We start from the raw sequence: 16,703 nt of genomic DNA, 5'->3' as shown, positions 1-16,703 counted from the left end.
CCCCGGATGAAATCCGGGGATACACGACACGATACCCCCGGATTGCATCCGGGCTACAAAGCAGGATCTGCCATGAGCACTGAAGCCCTAGAGAAGATGCTGGCCAAGGGCATGGACAACGCCCTGCTGCGCTTTGGCCTAGGTAAGGGTTATCTGGATGCGGCTGAGTTCGCCCTTGCTGCGGAGCATTTTCAGCACTGCGTGGCGTTCGATACACAGTATTCAGCCGCCTGGAAACTGCTCGGCCAGGCACTGAACAAACAGGGACTGCGCGATGAGGCGCGGGCGGCCTGGATGCAAGGCATGCGGGCGGCAGAAGAGAAGGGAGACAAGCAGGCAGAAAAGGAAATCAGCGTATTTCTCAAGCGGCTGGACAAGCCTGCCCGCTAATCGGCGTTCTGCTCGCTCTGAACAAAGCGCAGCCCCACACCCAGGGGTTCAACGCGCACCACTTCGAGGGTAAGAATCGGTGCTTCCATGGGCAAACCCTGCACCTGACCCTGAACCTGCTCACCCATAACGAGCATATTCTGCGCTTGATCCATCAGCACATAGACGCCGCATTCGGAAATATCCCGGGTACTCACCAGCAGTTCACCGTGAACCGGATGATCGATGCGCAGGCGCACTTTGAGAGGTGTACGGACATTCTGTCGCTGATTGCTCATGCTGCATCCATCCCGGTCGGTTTTTGCAGACTAGCCGAGAGCTGGTCGTACTAGCAAATCAATAGCTGCATGACCTATCACCGCGCAGGCTCAGTACCACTTGGCCTCGCCTTCCGGACGCTTCTTGAAGCGCTTCATGCTCCACATATATTGGCTCGGGTAGCTGCGTACATATCCCTCAATCACCTTACTCATTGCCGCAACGGCGGTTGGCGTATCGGTGCTGTACATCTCATCCGGCGCCGCTTCCAGGATGACCTTGAAGCCTGAGCCATCCGGCAGACGCAGCGCATGCAGGAACACCCCGCAGGCCTTGCCGCCACTCAACATGCCAGCCACAAACTTGCTGGTCAGCGCTTCAGTGCCGAGGAAGGGCACAAACACTCCCGCCGACAGACTTGGCTCGGGATCAGCCGGAATGCCCACCGCACCGCCTTTGCGCACTTCCTTGATGACGCTGAGGATGCCTTCCTTGGTCGACGGCGCAACACGGTTACCCAACTGCACACGCTGCTGGCGCAGCAAATCGTCGACCGCTTTGAGCTTGGGCGGACGGTAGAAGATGATCGGTTTGCACTGCGCGCAATAGAAGTGGTTGAGCACTTCCCAGTTGCCCAGATGGCTGGTGATGCCGACCACACCTTTGCCGCTGGCCAATGCCTGCTGCAGTACCTCCAGGCCTTCGACTTCACGCACCAGGTCGATGGATTTTTGCGCCGGCCAGATCCAGGCACAGGCGCTTTCGGTCAGGGTTCTGCCGATATCCATAAGGGATTGGCGCAGCAGACGCTGGTGCGCGGCTTCATCAAGCTCGGGAAAACACTTGCGCAGGTTGATGCTGGCAACGTCGCGTGAGCCGTTCGGCAGCTTCCACATCAACCAGCCAATCGCCGCACCAACGGCCTGTACGGCGCGCCACGGCAGCAGGGCGAACAAACGCAGAAAGCCCACCACCAAGGCACCTTTGAGCTTTTCCACAGGCAACTCCAGAGGTTAAAAGGGGGCTATTGTAACCAGAGGGCGTAGGTTGGTGCTGAGCACAGCGAAGCCCAACAGGGAGCCGTTTACGGCTCCGCTCGACAATTCTATAAATGTTGGGCTTCGCCGCTACGCGGCTCAACCCAACCTACGTCAGCTCGGCGTAGCGGTCACAGTCGGTGGTGTGATCCATGACCATGCCGGTGGCCTGCATATAGGCGTAGCAGATGGTTGGGCCGACAAAGGTGAAGCCGGCTTTCTTCAGTGCCTTGCTCATCGCTTCGGCCTCGGCGGTGACCGCTGGCACCTGGCCGCGCTCGCTAAAGTGGTTGATCTTCGGCGCACCGCCAACAAAGGACCAGAGCAGCGCAACCGGGTCTTCCTGCTTGAGCCAGGCCTGGGCATTCTTGCGCGCGGCCTTGAGTTTGAGGCGGTTGCGGATGATGCCGGGGTCCTGCATCAGGGTGTCTTCGATGTATTCGTCGGTCAGTGCCGCCAAGCGCTGCACATCGAAGCCGAACAACACCTCGCGATAGCGCTCGCGCTTCTTCAGCACCGTGATCCACGACAGGCCGGCCTGGAACCCCTCAAGCAGGAGCATCTCGAACAGGTGCTGCGGATCGTGCGAGGGCACGCCCCACTCTTCATCGTGATAGGCGATATACAGGGGATCATCGGTACACCAGAAACAGCGTGGCATGCGGGTTTTCCTAGGGTCTGAGCGTTTCATCGCGAGTCGAACAGGGCGGCAACAGGCACTAGGGTCTGCTACCGCTTCGTCGCGGCCGCGCCGGAGCCAGTTTTAGCGCGAGGCAAGGCACGAGATGCGAAGTTTAGCCCGTTAAATGAGCCATCGAGAAACGCAGTATCGCGCTAAAACTGGCCCGGCCCTGCGGGTTGCGCGAAAAATCTCGCCATGCGGTGTTGGAGGACTTGGCAAGGGAACAACCATTACCTGCGTCCTCCGCCTAGCCTGGCGAGATTTTTCGCGGCAACGCGGCTCGCGCCGAAACGGCAACAGACCCTAAGCTTCGGTATACTCGCGGACTTTCTGTCACCGCCAAAGTACGGGTGAAATTTGTGAGCCAGACTACGCCTGCCGTGCGCACCTTCCAAGACTTGATCCTCGCCCTGCAACAGTACTGGGCCGAGCAGGGCTGTGTGGTGTTGCAGCCCTACGATATGGAAGTTGGCGCGGGCACCTTCCACACCGCCACGTTTCTCCGTGCCATCGGCCCAGAGACCTGGAACGCCGCCTACGTGCAGCCTTCCCGTCGCCCGGCTGACGGCCGTTATGGTGAAAACCCCAACCGCCTGCAGCACTACTACCAGTTCCAGGTGGTGCTCAAGCCGAATCCGGAAAACTTCCAGGAGCTGTACTTAGGCTCGCTGAAAGCCATCGGCATCGACCCGCTGGTGCACGACATCCGCTTTGTCGAAGACAACTGGGAATCGCCAACCCTTGGCGCCTGGGGCCTGGGCTGGGAAATTTGGCTGAACGGTATGGAAGTCACCCAGTTCACCTACTTCCAGCAGGTGGGCGGCATCGAGTGCTACCCGGTGACCGGCGAGATCACCTACGGTCTTGAGCGCTTAGCCATGTATATCCAGGGTGTTGACTCAGTGTACGACCTGGTGTGGACAGACGGCCAGTTCGGCAAGGTGACCTATGGCGATGTGTTCCACCAGAACGAGGTGGAGCAATCCACCTACAACTTCGAACACGCCAACGTCGACAAGCTGTTCGAGCTGTTCGACTTCTATGAAAGCGAAGCCAACCGCCTGATCGAGCTGGAGCTGCCGCTGCCGACCTACGAAATGGTGCTCAAGGCCTCGCACACCTTCAACCTGCTGGATGCGCGCCGGGCCATCTCGGTGACTGCGCGTCAGCAGTACATCCTGCGTGTACGTGCCCTGGCCCGTTCGGTGGCGCAGAGCTACCTGCAAGCGCGGCGCAAACTCGGCTTCCCGCTCGCCGCCCCCGACCTGCGTGATGAAGTGCTAGCTAAGCTGGAGGCTGCAGAATGAGTACCCGTGATTTCCTGGTAGAACTGGGCACTGAAGAGCTGCCACCGAAAGCCCTGAAAACCCTCGGCGAAGCCTTCCTGGCCGGTATCGAGAAAGGCCTGAAAAGTGCCGGCCTGGCCTACAGCGCCACGCGCTATTACGCCGCGCCGCGTCGTCTGGCCGTACTGATCGAGCAGCTTGAAGAGCAGCAAGCCGATCGCACCCAGAACCTCGACGGCCCGCCCATCCAGGCCGCATTCGATAAAGACGGCAATCCGACGCAAGCCGCGCTGGGCTTCGCCAAGAAGTGTGGCGTTGAGCTGAGCCAGATCGACCAGAGCGGACCCAAGCTGAAATTCAGCCAGAGCATTCCAGGCCAGGCCGCTGCCGGCCTGCTGCCGGCTATCGTCGAAACCTCGCTGAACGAACTGCCTATCCCTAAGCGTATGCGCTGGGGCGCACGCAAGACCGAGTTCGTCCGCCCAAGCCAGTGGCTGGTGATGCTGTTCGGTGACGAGGTGATCGACTGCGAAATCCTCGCCCAGCAAGCCGGTCGCGTATCCCGTGGCCACCGCTTCCACGCCAACCACGAAGTGCGCATCAGCGCGCCGGCCAACTACGCCGAAGACCTGCGCAGCGCCTATGTGATTGCCGATTTTGCCGAGCGCCGCGATCAGATTGCTGCCCGTGTCGACCAGCTCGCTGCTGAGCAGCAGGGCACTGCCATCGTGCCGCAGGCTTTGCTGGATGAAGTAAGTGCCCTGGTCGAATGGCCGGTGCCGCTGGTCTGCTCCTTCGAGGAACGCTTCCTTGAAGTGCCGCAGGAAGCGCTGATCACCACCATGCAGGACAACCAGAAGTACTTCTGCCTGCTGGATGCTAACGGCAAGCTGCTGCCACGCTTTATCACCGTGGCTAACATCGAGAGCAAGGACCCGGCGCAGATCATTTCCGGCAACGAGAAAGTCGTGCGTCCGCGCCTGACCGATGCCGAGTTCTTCTTCAAGCAGGACAAAAAGCACAAACTCGAAACCTTCAACCAGCGCCTGGCCAATGTGGTGTTCCAGGCTCAGCTCGGTTCGGTCTACGACAAGGCCCAGCGCGTCTCCGTTCTGGCCTCCTTTATTGCTCAGCGCATCGGTGGCGACGCCATCCGTGCCGCGCGTGCCGGTATCCTCTGCAAGTGCGACCTGGCCAGTGAGATGGTCGGCGAATTCCCGGAGATGCAGGGCATCGCCGGTTACTACTACGCTAAGCATGACGGCGAAACCGAAGACGTCGCCCTGGCGCTGAACGAGCAATATATGCCGCGCGGTGCCGGTGCCGAGTTGCCGAGCACCCTCACCGGTGCCGCCGTGGCCCTGGCCGACAAGCTGGACACCCTGGTCGGCATCTTCGGCATCGGCATGCTGCCCACCGGCAGTAAAGATCCTTACGCCCTTCGTCGTGCGGCCCTTGGCGTGCTGCGCATTCTGATCGAGAAGCAGCTGGATCTGGATCTGGCCGATACCATCGCCTTCGCCATCCAGCAGTTCGGCGACAAGATCAAGGCCGCCGGCCTGGCCCCACAGGTGCAGGACTTTATCTTCGACCGGCTGCGCGCCCGTTATGAAGACGAAGGCGTGGATGTCGCCGTGTACCAGGCCGTGCGCGCCGTCAACCCGACCTCGCCGCTGGACTTCGATCAGCGCGTGCAGGCCGTGCAAATCTTCCGTGCACTGCCGCAAGCAGCTGCTCTGGCTGCGGCGAACAAGCGCGTGTCCAACCTGCTGAGCAAGGCCGAAGGCCAGGTGGCTGCCAGTGTCGAAGCGCACTACTTCGACAACCCCAGCGAGTTCGCCCTCAACGCGGCCATCCAGCAAGCCGAGCATGCGGTACGGCCACTGGCCGAAGCGCGGCAGTACAACCTGGCATTGAGCCAGCTGGCCAGCCTGCGTGAGCCGGTGGACGCCTTCTTCGTGGCCGTACTGGTCAACGCCGAAGACTCTGCCGTGCGGGCCAACCGCTATGCACTGCTGGCCAAGCTGCGCGGTCTGTTCCTCGGTGTGGCCGATATCTCGGTACTGGGCTAACGGAACGTAGGATGGGTTAGCCGCGTAGCGGCGTAACCCATCGTCTCACCGCATGGGTATCGCTGCGCTCAACCCATCCTACGATCCTCAACTCATCCTACAAAACTGTACCGCTATGAAACTGCTAATTCTCGACCGCGACGGCGTGATCAATTACGACTCCGACGCCTATATCAAAAGCGTCGCCGAATGGATTCCGCTGCCCGGTGCCATCAAAGCCATCGCGCGCCTGTCGCAAGCTGGCTGGACCGTCGCCGTAGCCACCAATCAGTCGGGGGTTGCCCGCGGCTATTACGACCTGGCCACCCTAGAAGCCATGCACGCGCGCCTGCGCGAACTGGTGGCAGCGCAGGGTGGTGAGCTGGGCCTGATCGTGCACTGCATCCATGGCCCGGATGAGGGCTGCGCCTGCCGCAAACCGAAACCCGGCATGCTCAAGCAGATTGCTGGGTACTATGGCGTAGCACTCCAGGGCGTCTGGTTTGTTGGCGACAGCAGCGGTGACCTGAGCGCCGCGCAGGCCGTCGACTGTCAGCCAGTGTTGGTAAAGACCGGCAAAGGCGAACGCACCCTGGCCAAAGGATTGCCAGCGGGCACCCTGGTATTCGATGATCTGGCGACGGTTGCCGATCAGCTTCTCCACTTATAAAGCAGGCGCTGCCTGCGACGGTAAAAGCTCCCATGTCGACAGTGCAGACCCTCAGAACCTTCCTCTTCTACCTGCTGCTGGCTTCCACCTCCTTCTTCTGGTGCACCCTCAGCGTCTTCGTCGCACCCTTTCTGCCGTTTCGTGCGCGTTACCGTTTCGTCAACCAGACCTGGTGCCGCTGTGCCGTCTGGCTGGCCAAGGTGGTGGTCGGCATCAAGTACGAAATCAAAGGTCTGGAGAATATCCCCCAGCAACCCTGTGTGATTCTCGCCAAACACCAGAGCACCTGGGAAACCTTGTTCCTCTCGGCACTGTTCGAACCCCTGAGCCAGGTGATCAAGCGCGAACTGCTGTATGTGCCGTTCTTCGGCTGGGCCATGGCCATGCTAAAGCCCATCGCCATTGACCGCAGCAATCCCAAGGCGGCGCTCAAACAGTTGGCCAAGCAGGGCCACGAGCGTCTGGAGCAGGGCGCCTGGGTGCTGGTATTCCCGGAAGGTACACGGATCGCTACCGGCCAGATTGGCAAGTTCGGTCGCGGCGGCGCGGCCCTGGCCGTAAATGCCAACCTACCCGTGTTGCCGATTGCCCACAACGCCGGGGAGTTCTGGCCCAAGCAGGGCTGGCGCAAAACCCCTGGCACCATCCAGGTCATTATTGGCCCAGCGATGTACGCCGAAGGCACGGGCCCCCGCGCCATCGCCGAACTCAACGACCGCGCCTTTGCCTGGGTCAGCCAGGCACAACGCGATATCGGCTCGCTGGATGCGCAAAATCAGCCGCTGCAAACCCAGGCATCGGCCTAGGCCAATTGTGGATAACCTGTGCATCAAATAGCGTCAAAGTGCTATTACGCGGCGTAACCAATTGATTTAGCGCGAGTTAATGCCTGAAATGGAATATCAGGCGATTGGGGATAAAAAGTGGCCTGTACCACCTGACCCGCCAGCGCCCCAATGTCGAACTGGTGCCGGTGTGGATCGCCAACCTTAACCGCGTCATGCCCAAGGGCAGGACGCGGCCGTTGCTGTGCTGGATCACCTCGTTTAGTTTCTGGCAGGCCGCCTAAATAGCCCTGACCGTCAACCTGCTGGGCTTCGCCGGTGGCTTGGTATGTTTCGCCGCGCCGATCTTCTTTCACTTCGTGAGGTATTGGTGGGTGCCGTTGGCTTAGCCAAACACCATCTCCAGACTATGCGGCTGGTTGACCCTATTGCAGTAACTTAGGGTCACACAGGCGCGGCAACAGTATCGCGAGCAAAGCGCCGTGACTTATCTGCTGACCCATACCAGCTGATCGTCGGAAAGCACCTCTTCACCGTTCCAGCGATAAGCACATAACTTCGCGTTAAGCGCATTGCTGCCCGCAACGCTCCAGTCCAAACAGGCAATATGATCGTTGATCAACTTGGGAACGCCGCTCATCCAGTAATGCCCGATAAACAGCGGCTTGATGCCGTCATAGCCCGGCTGCAGCTCCACGGGCACCGGCTCATGGGGAATTTGTGCAATCAACTCTGGCGGCACCATTGCCAGCTCCCGATAGGTGAGCCCGTCCTTGGTTTGCCACCAATAGGTGCGTGTACGCGTGCGCACATGGCCATCCTTGTCCTGGTACTCCACACCCGCTGGAAGCGGTATTTCCATGCCCTTGAGGATAGTTTCCAATGCCTCGTATGGCGCACTTCCTTCATGGCAAAGCGCCGCCCAGGACGCCTCCCTGACGCTGTTGCCCTCATCCATATAAGGGCCAAGTACCTCGATATGAGCAGGATGCCAGCAGGCGTGCACCACGCGTAGGCCGTCGAGATCAAGAAACAGAGGCAGAGTTTTGAACCAGGCTATGGCTGCCAGGTATTCGGGGGTACCTTCACCAATCTGATCCAGGAACGCCACATGTTGATGGCGATTCTTGCTGCTATGGGCGCGAAGAAACGCTCCGGGCCGGGCATCATCCGCAGTCGCCCAGGCAACGGCATTGAACTCATGGTTGCCCATCACCGCCAACGCATGACCAGCCTCAACCATCCGCTGCGCAATGTTGATCACTTCGACTTGCTCGGGCCCTCGGTCAACGAAGTCGCCAAGAAAAATCACTTTGCGCTGCGAATGCTGCCAAACCCCATCACGCTCGGCATAGCCAAGTTTGATCAACAGGCGCTTGAGCACTGCTGCATAGCCATGAATATCGCCAATGATGTCGTACATATGGGTTCTCCTAAATCGATGTATCGGCCTTGGTCTTTTTGCCATGCATCCTGGTTTAGAAATAGTCGCTTTCACGGACACCCCACAATCCTTCCCAGATAACGAAAAAACCCCGGAGACCTGTCGATCAACCGGGGTTTGTCAGCAGGGCAGTGGAGGACGTTAAAGTTGGCCTGAGCCACTTAACTTCTCCCACCTAAACAACTTGTCGACGGGCGACAAAGGTGTCATTCAAAGAATGGATAAAATCTATATAAATCAACGACTTATAAAATCGAATGGGCGCAATTATTGGCATGACTGAGCCACATAAAATGGCATTTTCTGTCGAAATGACCGCAATTAGTGTCATTTTCCGCAAGCCCCTGAAACGAGCCGCTCGCAGCACTACATTTCGGTAAGACAGCCTGCATGCTGGAGTCAGGCCTCAAGCCACGACCTGAATTGACAACCTGCCAATACTGAATAGCGTAGCGAGGTTCCAAGATCAACGGAATGCCCACCCGTCGCGGGCTTCGAGAACTCTTTCACTATCACCGGGACAGCGATCAGCTGACTACTTGATGCGCTCGGCAGCCTTCCGATAAGCCTGCTCACGCTCACGGCGATCAACCGCGACCACAAACACCACCACCTCATGGTCGATAACCTGATACACCAAGCGGTAGCCGCTGCTGCGCAGCTTAATCTTGTAGCAGTCCGGCAGCGAATGGAGCCGGTTGGCCTCGATGCGCGGATTGACCAACACCTCAACGAGCTTTTTCTTCAACTGCTGGCGAACAGTATCACCCAGCTTTTGCCACTCCTTCAGTGCCCGCGCATCAAACTCAAGGCTATAGGTCATCCAGCGCAACCTTCACGCGCTGAGGAGCGGCCAGGCGTTCACGAACTGTGGCGATTAACGCTTCATCTTCCTCGGTCATCAGCACGGGACGAAATGGCAGCTGTCCGCGCTCGGCCACATACTGCAAGGCTTGGCGCATCAGCTCAGAAGGCGTGACGCCAAGCTTTTCCAGCTCCTGGTAAGCACGCGCCTTAAGTTCATCGTCGATGCGGATATTGATGGACGCCATGGTGCGGCCCTCACTGTAATGACATTTGTATTTACAGTGACAGGGTAGCCGTCGTTTGGCAAGTGGGTTGGCACCCCGCCAGCAGTAGGCACCGACCAAGTGACGCCTGGCTGCGGCGCCACACCCCAGGTGCCCGGTAGCCACATAGCGTTGAAGGGGTCGCCAGCACCCTGTCCGCAGCGGGGCTGCCATTGAACATAGCGCCCGATATATGCACTGCATGGGGCGGGAATTTATTAACGTTTTTGTTAATAATTTTGCGCGTCACTTGAACTGCCCCCGGCTTTCCAGAGACCGCCCTCTCTCAGAAATGACTTCGCTTTGGGGCCGAACAGCCCGGCACAATAAAAAACCCGCCGAAGCGGGTTTGTACAAGCACAACGGGTCAGGTGAGATCTACCGTCGGAGCAGTCGGGCCGTACGCTTTAACCGCCGTGATACCACCATCACGTGCTTGAGCGGACGTATACATTTCACTCTTGCCGATTACCTGCCCATTGCTTGCGTGCAGGGTGAAGTAGTACTGGGAGTTAATGGACGTCAGCTTCTTGTAGTTGGCATCGTGTGGGGAGTTGGTCTTCACCGACTGGATACCATTCTGGCAGTTCGCCTTGGTGGTATACGCCAAGTATTGAACGGGAGCGCATCCAATGCGGTTATGCTCCGCTGGAACGGCTGGCTAAGCTCTGGTCGACCGCACCAGACATGGCTCAAGAGCTACTCGACGCGGTGCTGAGTAATCAACTTAAGCTGGCCGATCTAGAACCCTTGATGCGCGGCGATGCTCAACCGTTGCCAGACACTGACGCCGCCCGCCCCAGTCGCAACACCGCACAGAAATATGCACTGTTCTACCGACTGGAATCGTATTTTGATTCGTCAAAATTGCACCCCTTCGATACGTATAAAGGGCGCGTGCTCCGACGACGAGGCACGCTGGGCAGTCCGGGCGGCTACTACCTCTATGATGCACAGGGAGAACTAAAGTGCCTGGTGCTATGTATCCAGCCTAGCGCTTGGCGCGACCCGGCTACAGCTGCACGAGAGCTGTATGAGCATGCCCTCTCACAGCGTCACCGAGCGCCCACGATTTGGTTTGTGTTCCTGCGCGATAACGTGGTGCTTCAGCGTTTGGCGGAGCTGAGCCTTTACTGGGGGGGGCTCACCCTATGACAAAAAAGGCCACTGGTTGTTCTTATCGCACTTTATTGACAAAGACTATTTGAAGGTCTTGTTTGAAGACTACTTTGCTCAGCTCATTGGTCAGATTCAGGCAGGAGCTGGGCTGGTAGAAAAGGCGGAACTGTATTGTGCGCTGGAGTCGATGGATGGGCAGCCCGCTCCAGAATCTGAGCCTTTGCGACCGATTTACAAGCTGCCTGAGCCAGACAGAATCCGTACTTACCGCGAGATTGTTCAGGCACGAATTCAAGCAGCAGGCAAAGCTGCCTCGGCCACTCCAGAAGAGTTGCGCGACCGCTTGGGAAGTGAATTGGACATCTGACTCTTGGTCAATTGAGGCCGATCAGATTCGCCACTTCGCGTAATAGGACGTTATGGTCAATCAGACCCCGCAGCCGAACCAGGATCGGTGACCGCTCGACGAGCTGCGGTGACCGGCCTTCAGCCCTGCGCTATACCAGATCCCAGTGAACTGGCTGAGCAGGAGAGCAGGGGCGATGAAAAAGGCAGTTGAGCAGTGCACCTTGCAGGCGCTGGTCGAGACAGGAGCCGCACGTGAATTTCGCGTGCTTCGCGATGGTGATGACTGTCGGTTGGAGCTGCGCCTCGGCGTCAAATGGCTACCGGTGCACTCGCGACGTGAACCGGTTAGGCACTGGCGCTCGCTGACAGCGGTGGGACGGTTTTGCGAAGGGGTGGGGATCAAAGCGCTGACGGTAGAGCTTTAATTAGCGTCTCGAATCAGAACCGCTCAACGTTCTCCAACCTGATTAGTTCTAGTGTCTGGCCAGCAGCCAGTTCTCCCAATCTAAAAATCAGTCGTTTTACCGCACGCTCCAACCATTCCCGCTCAATATGCGAAAGCTCATCAAAGTCCGTCGACTGCGCTTTCCGAGCCGTCAAAGCACTACCTCGCTCGCTGCACAGATCGCCCATTTTCTTGCGCACTTCCATATCGATCTTAAACAGCTCACAGGCTTTTGCCCTGCCGCCACCCGCGATACTTTCCATGAGCGTTATGACGAAGTAAGCCATGGCCTGCAATGGCTCACGCCCACTTCGATACCCGAGCCATCGACGATAGGCATGCTGGGCGTACTCTGAGGCGCTAAAGTGCTCTGGTGGTTGAGGATAGCGACTGAGCGTGAGGTGGCAGGTAGCACTGGAGTTGAGGGTGACCACTGAACACCCTTCTAAAGTGACGGCCAGAGGCTCGCCTGGAGGGGGCGGGTCGCGATCAACCACATCTGCACGGCTGTACGTGAATCTGATCGTGCCTAGGTTGCGCTTGAGATCCGTCTCGATCTCCCATGCTCGAAGAAATCCGTCCATGGCCTGCCTGGCTTCCTGATCGCTGCAAAAATGCTCGGCAGGGACAACCTTCAATACCCCATCTACCAGAGAGAATTCTCCCAGGTGGTTCGAGAACGACAATGGCTCCGGATTCTCGTAGAAGATATCCTCGGTGGAACCTACCTTGAAGTACACCGCAGCTACATGTGGATCTCTCACGCTGCCCCCCTATCAGGTACCTTTGGGTGTCCAGACTAGCTGTCATCACGGGCTAGGGCAGATTCAGTGGGCCGTTGGGTTGCCCTTGATGGCCCAGTCGTTGGGATCATCGACGAACCTGCTCCAATTGTTTACGCACGAAAAGCTAACAGATCGACCCGATTACTCCAGGCCTCTATGGTTTCACCCACAACGACCAGGAGGTGCCCTATGTGGATGATCAGCTCAATTGATGCAGGATTGCTCGCAACAACCTTGGGTGGCGTATTTTGGTTGCTTGCCCGGATTGCCTACGGCCCAGCGGAATAACGCCCTCGCCTCTATGAGTAAAGCCAGATGGATAGCTCATCAAGGTTGCTGACCACAATCTGCTGGGCGCTGGCCTTGGTCTGCACTTTATGCGGATCAATCTGGTAGCGCTGTAGTACGTACTGCACCAGCGCCCCGCGAGTCGCCACTTTCAGCTGTCCGGCCTGCATCCCAAAGTCCACCTCGATGATGCTGCGTTGATCGGGTTTCAGCCGAGGATCAGGCTCTATCACCACTTCGACCTCACTATTCCAACCGTCATCCGCGTCGCAGCCTTGGTCGGACTCACCAAGCACGTCTAGCTCACCCCTGAAGCGACTCAAGACAAAGTCGCGGTAGTCGCGGTTCTTTTCGCAGTAGGCCCGCACGTGCCAGCGCATGCCGGTATAGACCAAGGTGTGCGGTGCGATCAGGCGTGTTTCGGCCACAGGGTTGGCCAAAGAAACATAGTCGCACTCCAGGCGAAGTCCCTCTCGGCAGGCACGCAACAGCGGACGCAAGACTTCAGGCCTAACCGAACGATCCGGCACATTCAGCACTTCGGTATGCGCGTAAGCCAGCGCTAAGCCTTCGATGTGAGGTGCCCGCTCGCTGTTTTGGTTCAGTAAATGCAAATAGGCACTGGCGCTGTCATCAATGAACAGCGGGCTGAATCGGCGACTGGGTACATAGCCTTTGATGTGCTTGTCGTAATCCAAGTTGCCGGGCGCGTAGTCAGCCAGATAGCTGTTGATGTCTTTCGAAGCTTGTTGCCGACTGATACCGAAGCTCTGCATCAAATGGCCCGTGGTCAGACGCCCTTCCCACAAAGCGACTGTCTCAATCAGTCGGTACCGTAGCGCCAGATCCCAACGGACACTGGCTATGGATTGCTTGCGTTTCATACGGGGCATCCTGCTCGGAAAGTTTACCTGTTCATGTAACCAATATTTCTATGTCGTCAAACCTTACATAAGGTGTTGCTGGCAGTTCAATTCGATCTGCGGAAATGTCACGGGAGACCACATGGAACCGTGGGTTTATGGAGAGCTAGTTATTCTCGCCCTCGCAGTCTCTGGGTTGATTTGCCTGGTCATGCAGCAAAAAAATCTGGCCGTCCACGCTCTGCTCACCGGCCAGACTCAAATAAGCGAGTTACGCCGCCGCACGATCATTGGGCTAGAGCATGAAAACGCAGAGCTGAAAGCCATGCTTCGAGCACACGAGGCTCAGTTGCTACAGCTCTCAAAGCGCATTGAGTCAAACGAGTACGCCCTGGCCAGTCAGACAAGAAATTAACGTTCTGATGGCTGTTTGCCTTTACCCACAAGGTCGGTCTGGATAATGTGATGGACGACACAGGCCACACCCCTATGAGGCAGTGCTAACCCTACGCGCCAAGATTTGCGCAGAGCTGGGCTGTGTCGTCACGGAGTCGGTATAGAAATGGATTGGGAATCGCTGTTAGACGAACTGTGGAGCTACGCTGCATCGGATCCAAATGAGCTGGAGACGAAGATCCGTTCGTGCCTAAAAGGTCACTCCTCGGAAGGCTTACTCCAAGCTATTTCGCTCCTGCTGACTCAGGGGCAACACGCCACAGCCAGAACACTTCTTACCGAATTCCTGAAAAGCCATCAGTCAGCGGATGATATCCAGCGCAGGCTTGAACTGATTCTTCATTTCAAAAAACATCGCGCCCCGCAGATGCTCTCGATCAAGAGCAAGCAACGCAGCAAAGAACTGTTCATAAAAGACGTAAACGACCTGGTCGCGTCTGGCAAATTGCAGGCTGCCGAGTCGCTTCTCCTGGAAGCCATTGAAACGGTTGAAGAACCTGACTTCCTAAATCTGCTCAGCCGTGTGTACATGCTGCAACGCCGCCCCATAGATGGGGCAAAGGCCATGCAGCGTGCCCTCCTTTTGAAACGCCAGCAGCAGGCCTTTGTCGAGATTGAGCCTGAAGAGTCGACAGACGACCTGCCAACAGACAGTGACCTGGCATTCCTCAATGACTCAGCCGAGCATCTGACGACCCTAGAAATCCCATCAGCTCCGACCAACAAGGCGTTGACCGCGACCGTCGATGATTCGCTAACCTTCATTCAGAACACGGCCTCTCAATACCCCTCTTTGAAAACTGACGGCTGGTGGGAGGGCCAATCAGAATCAACGCCATCTGAAGCCTCAACACTCCACGATGAGCCCAAAGCCGTTGACGCGCCTGATAATGCTACGGCGGCTATAAACGACTCCACCGATGAGCATTCGGTTGGGGATGAGAACGCTCAGCCCTCCGCGAAAAACATTCTCAAGCTTGCCCATCCACGAAAGGAGGCAGAGGCGGAAGAAGGGTTAGCCAAGGTCAAGATATTCAACAAATCAGGGCGCACACTTATCTCTGTCCAGCCAACAGGTTTGGGCGCTGAAGAGCCATCGAGTTCTGATGAATCACTATTAAATCCAGACGATTCAGCTGCGACATCGTCAACCCCGGAGGTTCCTGCTTCTGACCCCCAACCTCACGATCAAATATCAGACGAGAATGATGAGGACGAGGATGCTGAAGACCTCGCGCTGAGTGATCTAGAACTTAATATCCCGGTTTCCCCTCAGCTGCAATTGGGGCTTGAAGATCCTGAAGACCCCATCGACTTCGATCATGACTTACAGGATCTGTCGATTTACGAGCTTGGGGCTGAGCAGGAAGACGGTAACCAGAATGATGTCGACGACTTCCGTGACCTGGATGACGACTACGCGGCATACGCCTTTGACCCAGATGAAATCTTTGACGGTGAGGAAGCTTTCACTCCCGAACCCGAAGATTGGCTTACAGGCAAAATATCTCGCGAAGACCGTGCGCTCCAGAAAGCCGCTGAGTTGATCGGAAAGGCAAACTGGCCACTCAGCACGCTGGCTCTGATCCAACAAATTTTCGTCATGAGTGGCTGGGGACAGACTCGCCTAGCCCTTGAGAGAGAAATCGATAAAGGGCTCACTCCTGACGAGTTAATCCTGGCTGCTCATATCAAAGTGATCTGGTCTGAAAACGACATCTACTGGATCGCGTTTGATAAAACCGGCAGTAGCCGCCTTTCCCACTACGTACTGTCATGGCCGACAGCCTTGCTGATCGTCCGCTCTTTTGAGTCTCTGCCTCAGGTGGAGGAAATCGAGGTCTTCCTCGAAAACCTCTTTACATCTTGGTACGAGAACATTGCCTTGCGCCGCGCATTTAAAGCCTTTGGCAGGTATCTGTGGTTCCGGTTTGCCAATTTGGAAGGTTGCTTACCTGCCAATCAGCCCTTTGACTTCTGCGACCCTCACGAACTGCCTGCTGAGGAATACAGCGATCTGGGTCTGTGCGACACACTGGAGTATGAGAAAACCGAGATTCTTCGGGCCTATGGCGTATTTCAAACCAAACACCCGCAGGAGCCCGGTTGTTACTTCAGTGACAAGCCGCCAGTTGTAGTGGAAACACCACCGATCTTTCCCAAAAAGCGTTCAAAGAAACCAGCTGAAGAAGCTGAGATGCCTAGCGACATTGAGGCCGAGGAAGAGGGCATTGACGATGATATTGGTGAAGCATCGCCACAATGGTCAGCAGAGCCGCTCGCATCTGCTTTGCACGCACACAATCTCGACCACCCCTCGCCAAGCATTGAGCCGTAAGGATAAAGGACTAGCCCATGAAGCCCCTCAGACTTAACCACGTTCCAGGTTGCTGGGTCAGCCAAACATTACCCAGCGGACAGAGTGAGCGCCGGGGCATCGTCAAAATGGCCATTGCTAAAGAGGCCGAAGATCAGCTTCAGGTTCACTGGTTCAGCCCAGAGAAGAAGCTGGGCTATGTCGATGCATCTGCCGTGCGCTCGGGCTTTCAAAATGGCATGGACGTGGTCGACGAAACCCCTGGTAGCGGTGTTCGCTCACTAGGGCAGGGCGTCATCATGCAGCAGCGTACCTTGGCAGGCAGCGAGCAAGTATTGGTCGACTTTCCTGAGCGAGGTGAGCGCCATTGGCTGCCTTATCAATATCTACGTCAGGTGAAAGGCGTTAA

At 57.2% G+C, this 16,703-nt stretch carries 19 protein-coding genes and 1 pseudogene; 11 read left to right on the top strand and 9 right to left on the bottom strand.

Annotated elements, in window-relative coordinates; all coding sequences use genetic code 11:
- Positions 1-72 precede the first annotated feature (72 nt).
- Complete coding sequence (locus tag AC0T4W_RS21420; RefSeq protein WP_476322559.1) at positions 73-390, top strand: hypothetical protein; 318 nt, start codon at positions 73-75, stop codon at positions 388-390.
- Here the strand turns inward: AC0T4W_RS21420 and AC0T4W_RS21415 are convergent.
- The 3 genes from AC0T4W_RS21415 to AC0T4W_RS21405 all read right to left on the bottom strand — a co-directional run bounded on the left by AC0T4W_RS21415 (position 387) and on the right by AC0T4W_RS21405 (position 2,346).
- Positions 387-668, bottom strand: a complete 282-nt coding sequence (locus AC0T4W_RS21415; RefSeq protein WP_476322557.1) for a PilZ domain-containing protein — start codon at positions 666-668, stop codon at positions 387-389. The two genes, AC0T4W_RS21420 and AC0T4W_RS21415, sit on opposite strands and share 4 nt — an antisense overlap.
- Before the next feature lie 90 nt (positions 669-758).
- Entirely contained in the window at positions 759-1,646 is an 888-nt protein-coding gene (locus AC0T4W_RS21410) for a lysophospholipid acyltransferase (RefSeq protein WP_476322554.1), read from the bottom strand.
- A 148-nt stretch (positions 1,647-1,794) separates the two neighbouring features.
- A complete protein-coding gene (locus AC0T4W_RS21405; RefSeq protein ID WP_476322551.1) occupies positions 1,795-2,346 on the bottom strand; it encodes a DNA-3-methyladenine glycosylase I in 552 nt (183 codons plus the stop codon).
- Between the two features lie 380 nt (positions 2,347-2,726).
- Here AC0T4W_RS21405 and glyQ point away from each other — a divergent pair, with 380 nt between their 5' ends.
- The 5 genes and pseudogenes from glyQ to AC0T4W_RS21380 all read left to right on the top strand — a co-directional run.
- On the top strand, positions 2,727-3,674 hold the full coding sequence (gene glyQ / locus AC0T4W_RS21400; RefSeq protein ID WP_339409334.1) for a glycine--tRNA ligase subunit alpha: 948 nt from the start codon (positions 2,727-2,729) through the stop codon (positions 3,672-3,674).
- Complete coding sequence (gene glyS, locus AC0T4W_RS21395; protein WP_476322547.1) at positions 3,671-5,725, top strand: glycine--tRNA ligase subunit beta; 2,055 nt, start codon at positions 3,671-3,673, stop codon at positions 5,723-5,725. The genes glyQ and glyS overlap by 4 nt, the downstream gene beginning before the upstream one ends.
- A gap of 115 nt (positions 5,726-5,840) precedes the next feature.
- Entirely contained in the window at positions 5,841-6,374 is a 534-nt protein-coding gene (gene gmhB, locus AC0T4W_RS21390; protein WP_476322544.1) for a D-glycero-beta-D-manno-heptose 1,7-bisphosphate 7-phosphatase, read from the top strand.
- A 32-nt stretch (positions 6,375-6,406) separates the two neighbouring features.
- Positions 6,407-7,180 (top strand): lysophospholipid acyltransferase family protein, encoded by a 774-nt coding sequence (locus tag AC0T4W_RS21385; RefSeq protein ID WP_476322541.1) that lies wholly within the window; start codon positions 6,407-6,409, stop codon positions 7,178-7,180.
- 221 nt (positions 7,181-7,401) lie between these two features.
- Positions 7,402-7,548: pseudogene (locus tag AC0T4W_RS21380) on the top strand (phosphatidate cytidylyltransferase); the annotation flags it as partial.
- A 98-nt stretch (positions 7,549-7,646) separates the two neighbouring features.
- On the opposite strand, the gene AC0T4W_RS21375 reads toward AC0T4W_RS21380, so the two are convergent.
- The 4 genes from AC0T4W_RS21375 to AC0T4W_RS21360 all read right to left on the bottom strand — a co-directional run bounded on the left by AC0T4W_RS21375 (position 7,647) and on the right by AC0T4W_RS21360 (position 10,283).
- On the bottom strand, positions 7,647-8,657 hold the full coding sequence (locus tag AC0T4W_RS21375; protein WP_476322538.1) for a metallophosphoesterase: 1,011 nt from the start codon (positions 8,655-8,657) through the stop codon (positions 7,647-7,649).
- 481 nt (positions 8,658-9,138) lie between these two features.
- On the bottom strand, positions 9,139-9,426 hold the full coding sequence (locus AC0T4W_RS21370; RefSeq protein ID WP_476322536.1) for a type II toxin-antitoxin system RelE family toxin: 288 nt from the start codon (positions 9,424-9,426) through the stop codon (positions 9,139-9,141).
- Positions 9,416-9,655: a type II toxin-antitoxin system RelB/DinJ family antitoxin gene (locus tag AC0T4W_RS21365; protein WP_003284884.1), complete on the bottom strand. Its 240-nt coding sequence runs from the start codon at positions 9,653-9,655 to the stop codon at positions 9,416-9,418. The genes AC0T4W_RS21370 and AC0T4W_RS21365 overlap by 11 nt, the downstream gene beginning before the upstream one ends.
- 385 nt (positions 9,656-10,040) lie before the next feature.
- Positions 10,041-10,283: a YegP family protein gene (locus AC0T4W_RS21360; RefSeq protein ID WP_476322532.1), complete on the bottom strand. Its 243-nt coding sequence runs from the start codon at positions 10,281-10,283 to the stop codon at positions 10,041-10,043.
- 77 nt (positions 10,284-10,360) lie between these two features.
- Here AC0T4W_RS21360 and AC0T4W_RS21355 point away from each other — a divergent pair, with 77 nt between their 5' ends.
- The 3 genes from AC0T4W_RS21355 (at position 10,361) to AC0T4W_RS21345 (ending at position 11,565) form a co-directional block, all read left to right on the top strand.
- Positions 10,361-10,828, top strand: a complete 468-nt coding sequence (locus AC0T4W_RS21355) for a hypothetical protein (RefSeq protein ID WP_476322529.1) — start codon at positions 10,361-10,363, stop codon at positions 10,826-10,828.
- A 16-nt stretch (positions 10,829-10,844) separates the two neighbouring features.
- Positions 10,845-11,159 (top strand): hypothetical protein, encoded by a 315-nt coding sequence (locus AC0T4W_RS21350; protein WP_476322526.1) that lies wholly within the window; start codon positions 10,845-10,847, stop codon positions 11,157-11,159.
- Positions 11,160-11,334: 175 nt separating this feature from the next.
- On the top strand, positions 11,335-11,565 hold the full coding sequence (locus tag AC0T4W_RS21345) for a hypothetical protein (protein WP_476322523.1): 231 nt from the start codon (positions 11,335-11,337) through the stop codon (positions 11,563-11,565).
- A gap of 13 nt (positions 11,566-11,578) precedes the next feature.
- On the opposite strand, the gene AC0T4W_RS21340 is transcribed toward AC0T4W_RS21345, so the two are convergent.
- Positions 11,579-12,349, bottom strand: a complete 771-nt coding sequence (locus tag AC0T4W_RS21340) for a hypothetical protein (RefSeq protein WP_476322520.1) — start codon at positions 12,347-12,349, stop codon at positions 11,579-11,581.
- Positions 12,350-12,669: 320 nt separating this feature from the next.
- Positions 12,670-13,542 carry a helix-turn-helix transcriptional regulator gene (locus AC0T4W_RS21335; RefSeq protein WP_476322518.1) on the bottom strand — a complete coding sequence of 291 codons (873 nt, stop codon included), beginning with the start codon at positions 13,540-13,542 and terminating at the stop codon, positions 12,670-12,672.
- A 121-nt stretch (positions 13,543-13,663) separates the two neighbouring features.
- Here AC0T4W_RS21335 and AC0T4W_RS21330 point away from each other — a divergent pair, with 121 nt between their 5' ends.
- Together AC0T4W_RS21330 and AC0T4W_RS21325 are read left to right on the top strand one after the other, a co-directional pair.
- Positions 13,664-13,936 carry a hypothetical protein gene (locus tag AC0T4W_RS21330; protein ID WP_476322515.1) on the top strand — a complete coding sequence of 91 codons (273 nt, stop codon included), beginning with the start codon at positions 13,664-13,666 and terminating at the stop codon, positions 13,934-13,936.
- Between the two features lie 147 nt (positions 13,937-14,083).
- Positions 14,084-16,315 carry a hypothetical protein gene (locus AC0T4W_RS21325; RefSeq protein ID WP_476322512.1) on the top strand — a complete coding sequence of 744 codons (2,232 nt, stop codon included), beginning with the start codon at positions 14,084-14,086 and terminating at the stop codon, positions 16,313-16,315.
- Positions 16,316-16,703: the final 388 nt, after the last annotated feature.

This window comes from Pseudomonas sp. C7.1 (assembly GCF_056312395.1).
This window is presented reverse-complemented; position numbering and strand designations above follow the sequence as displayed.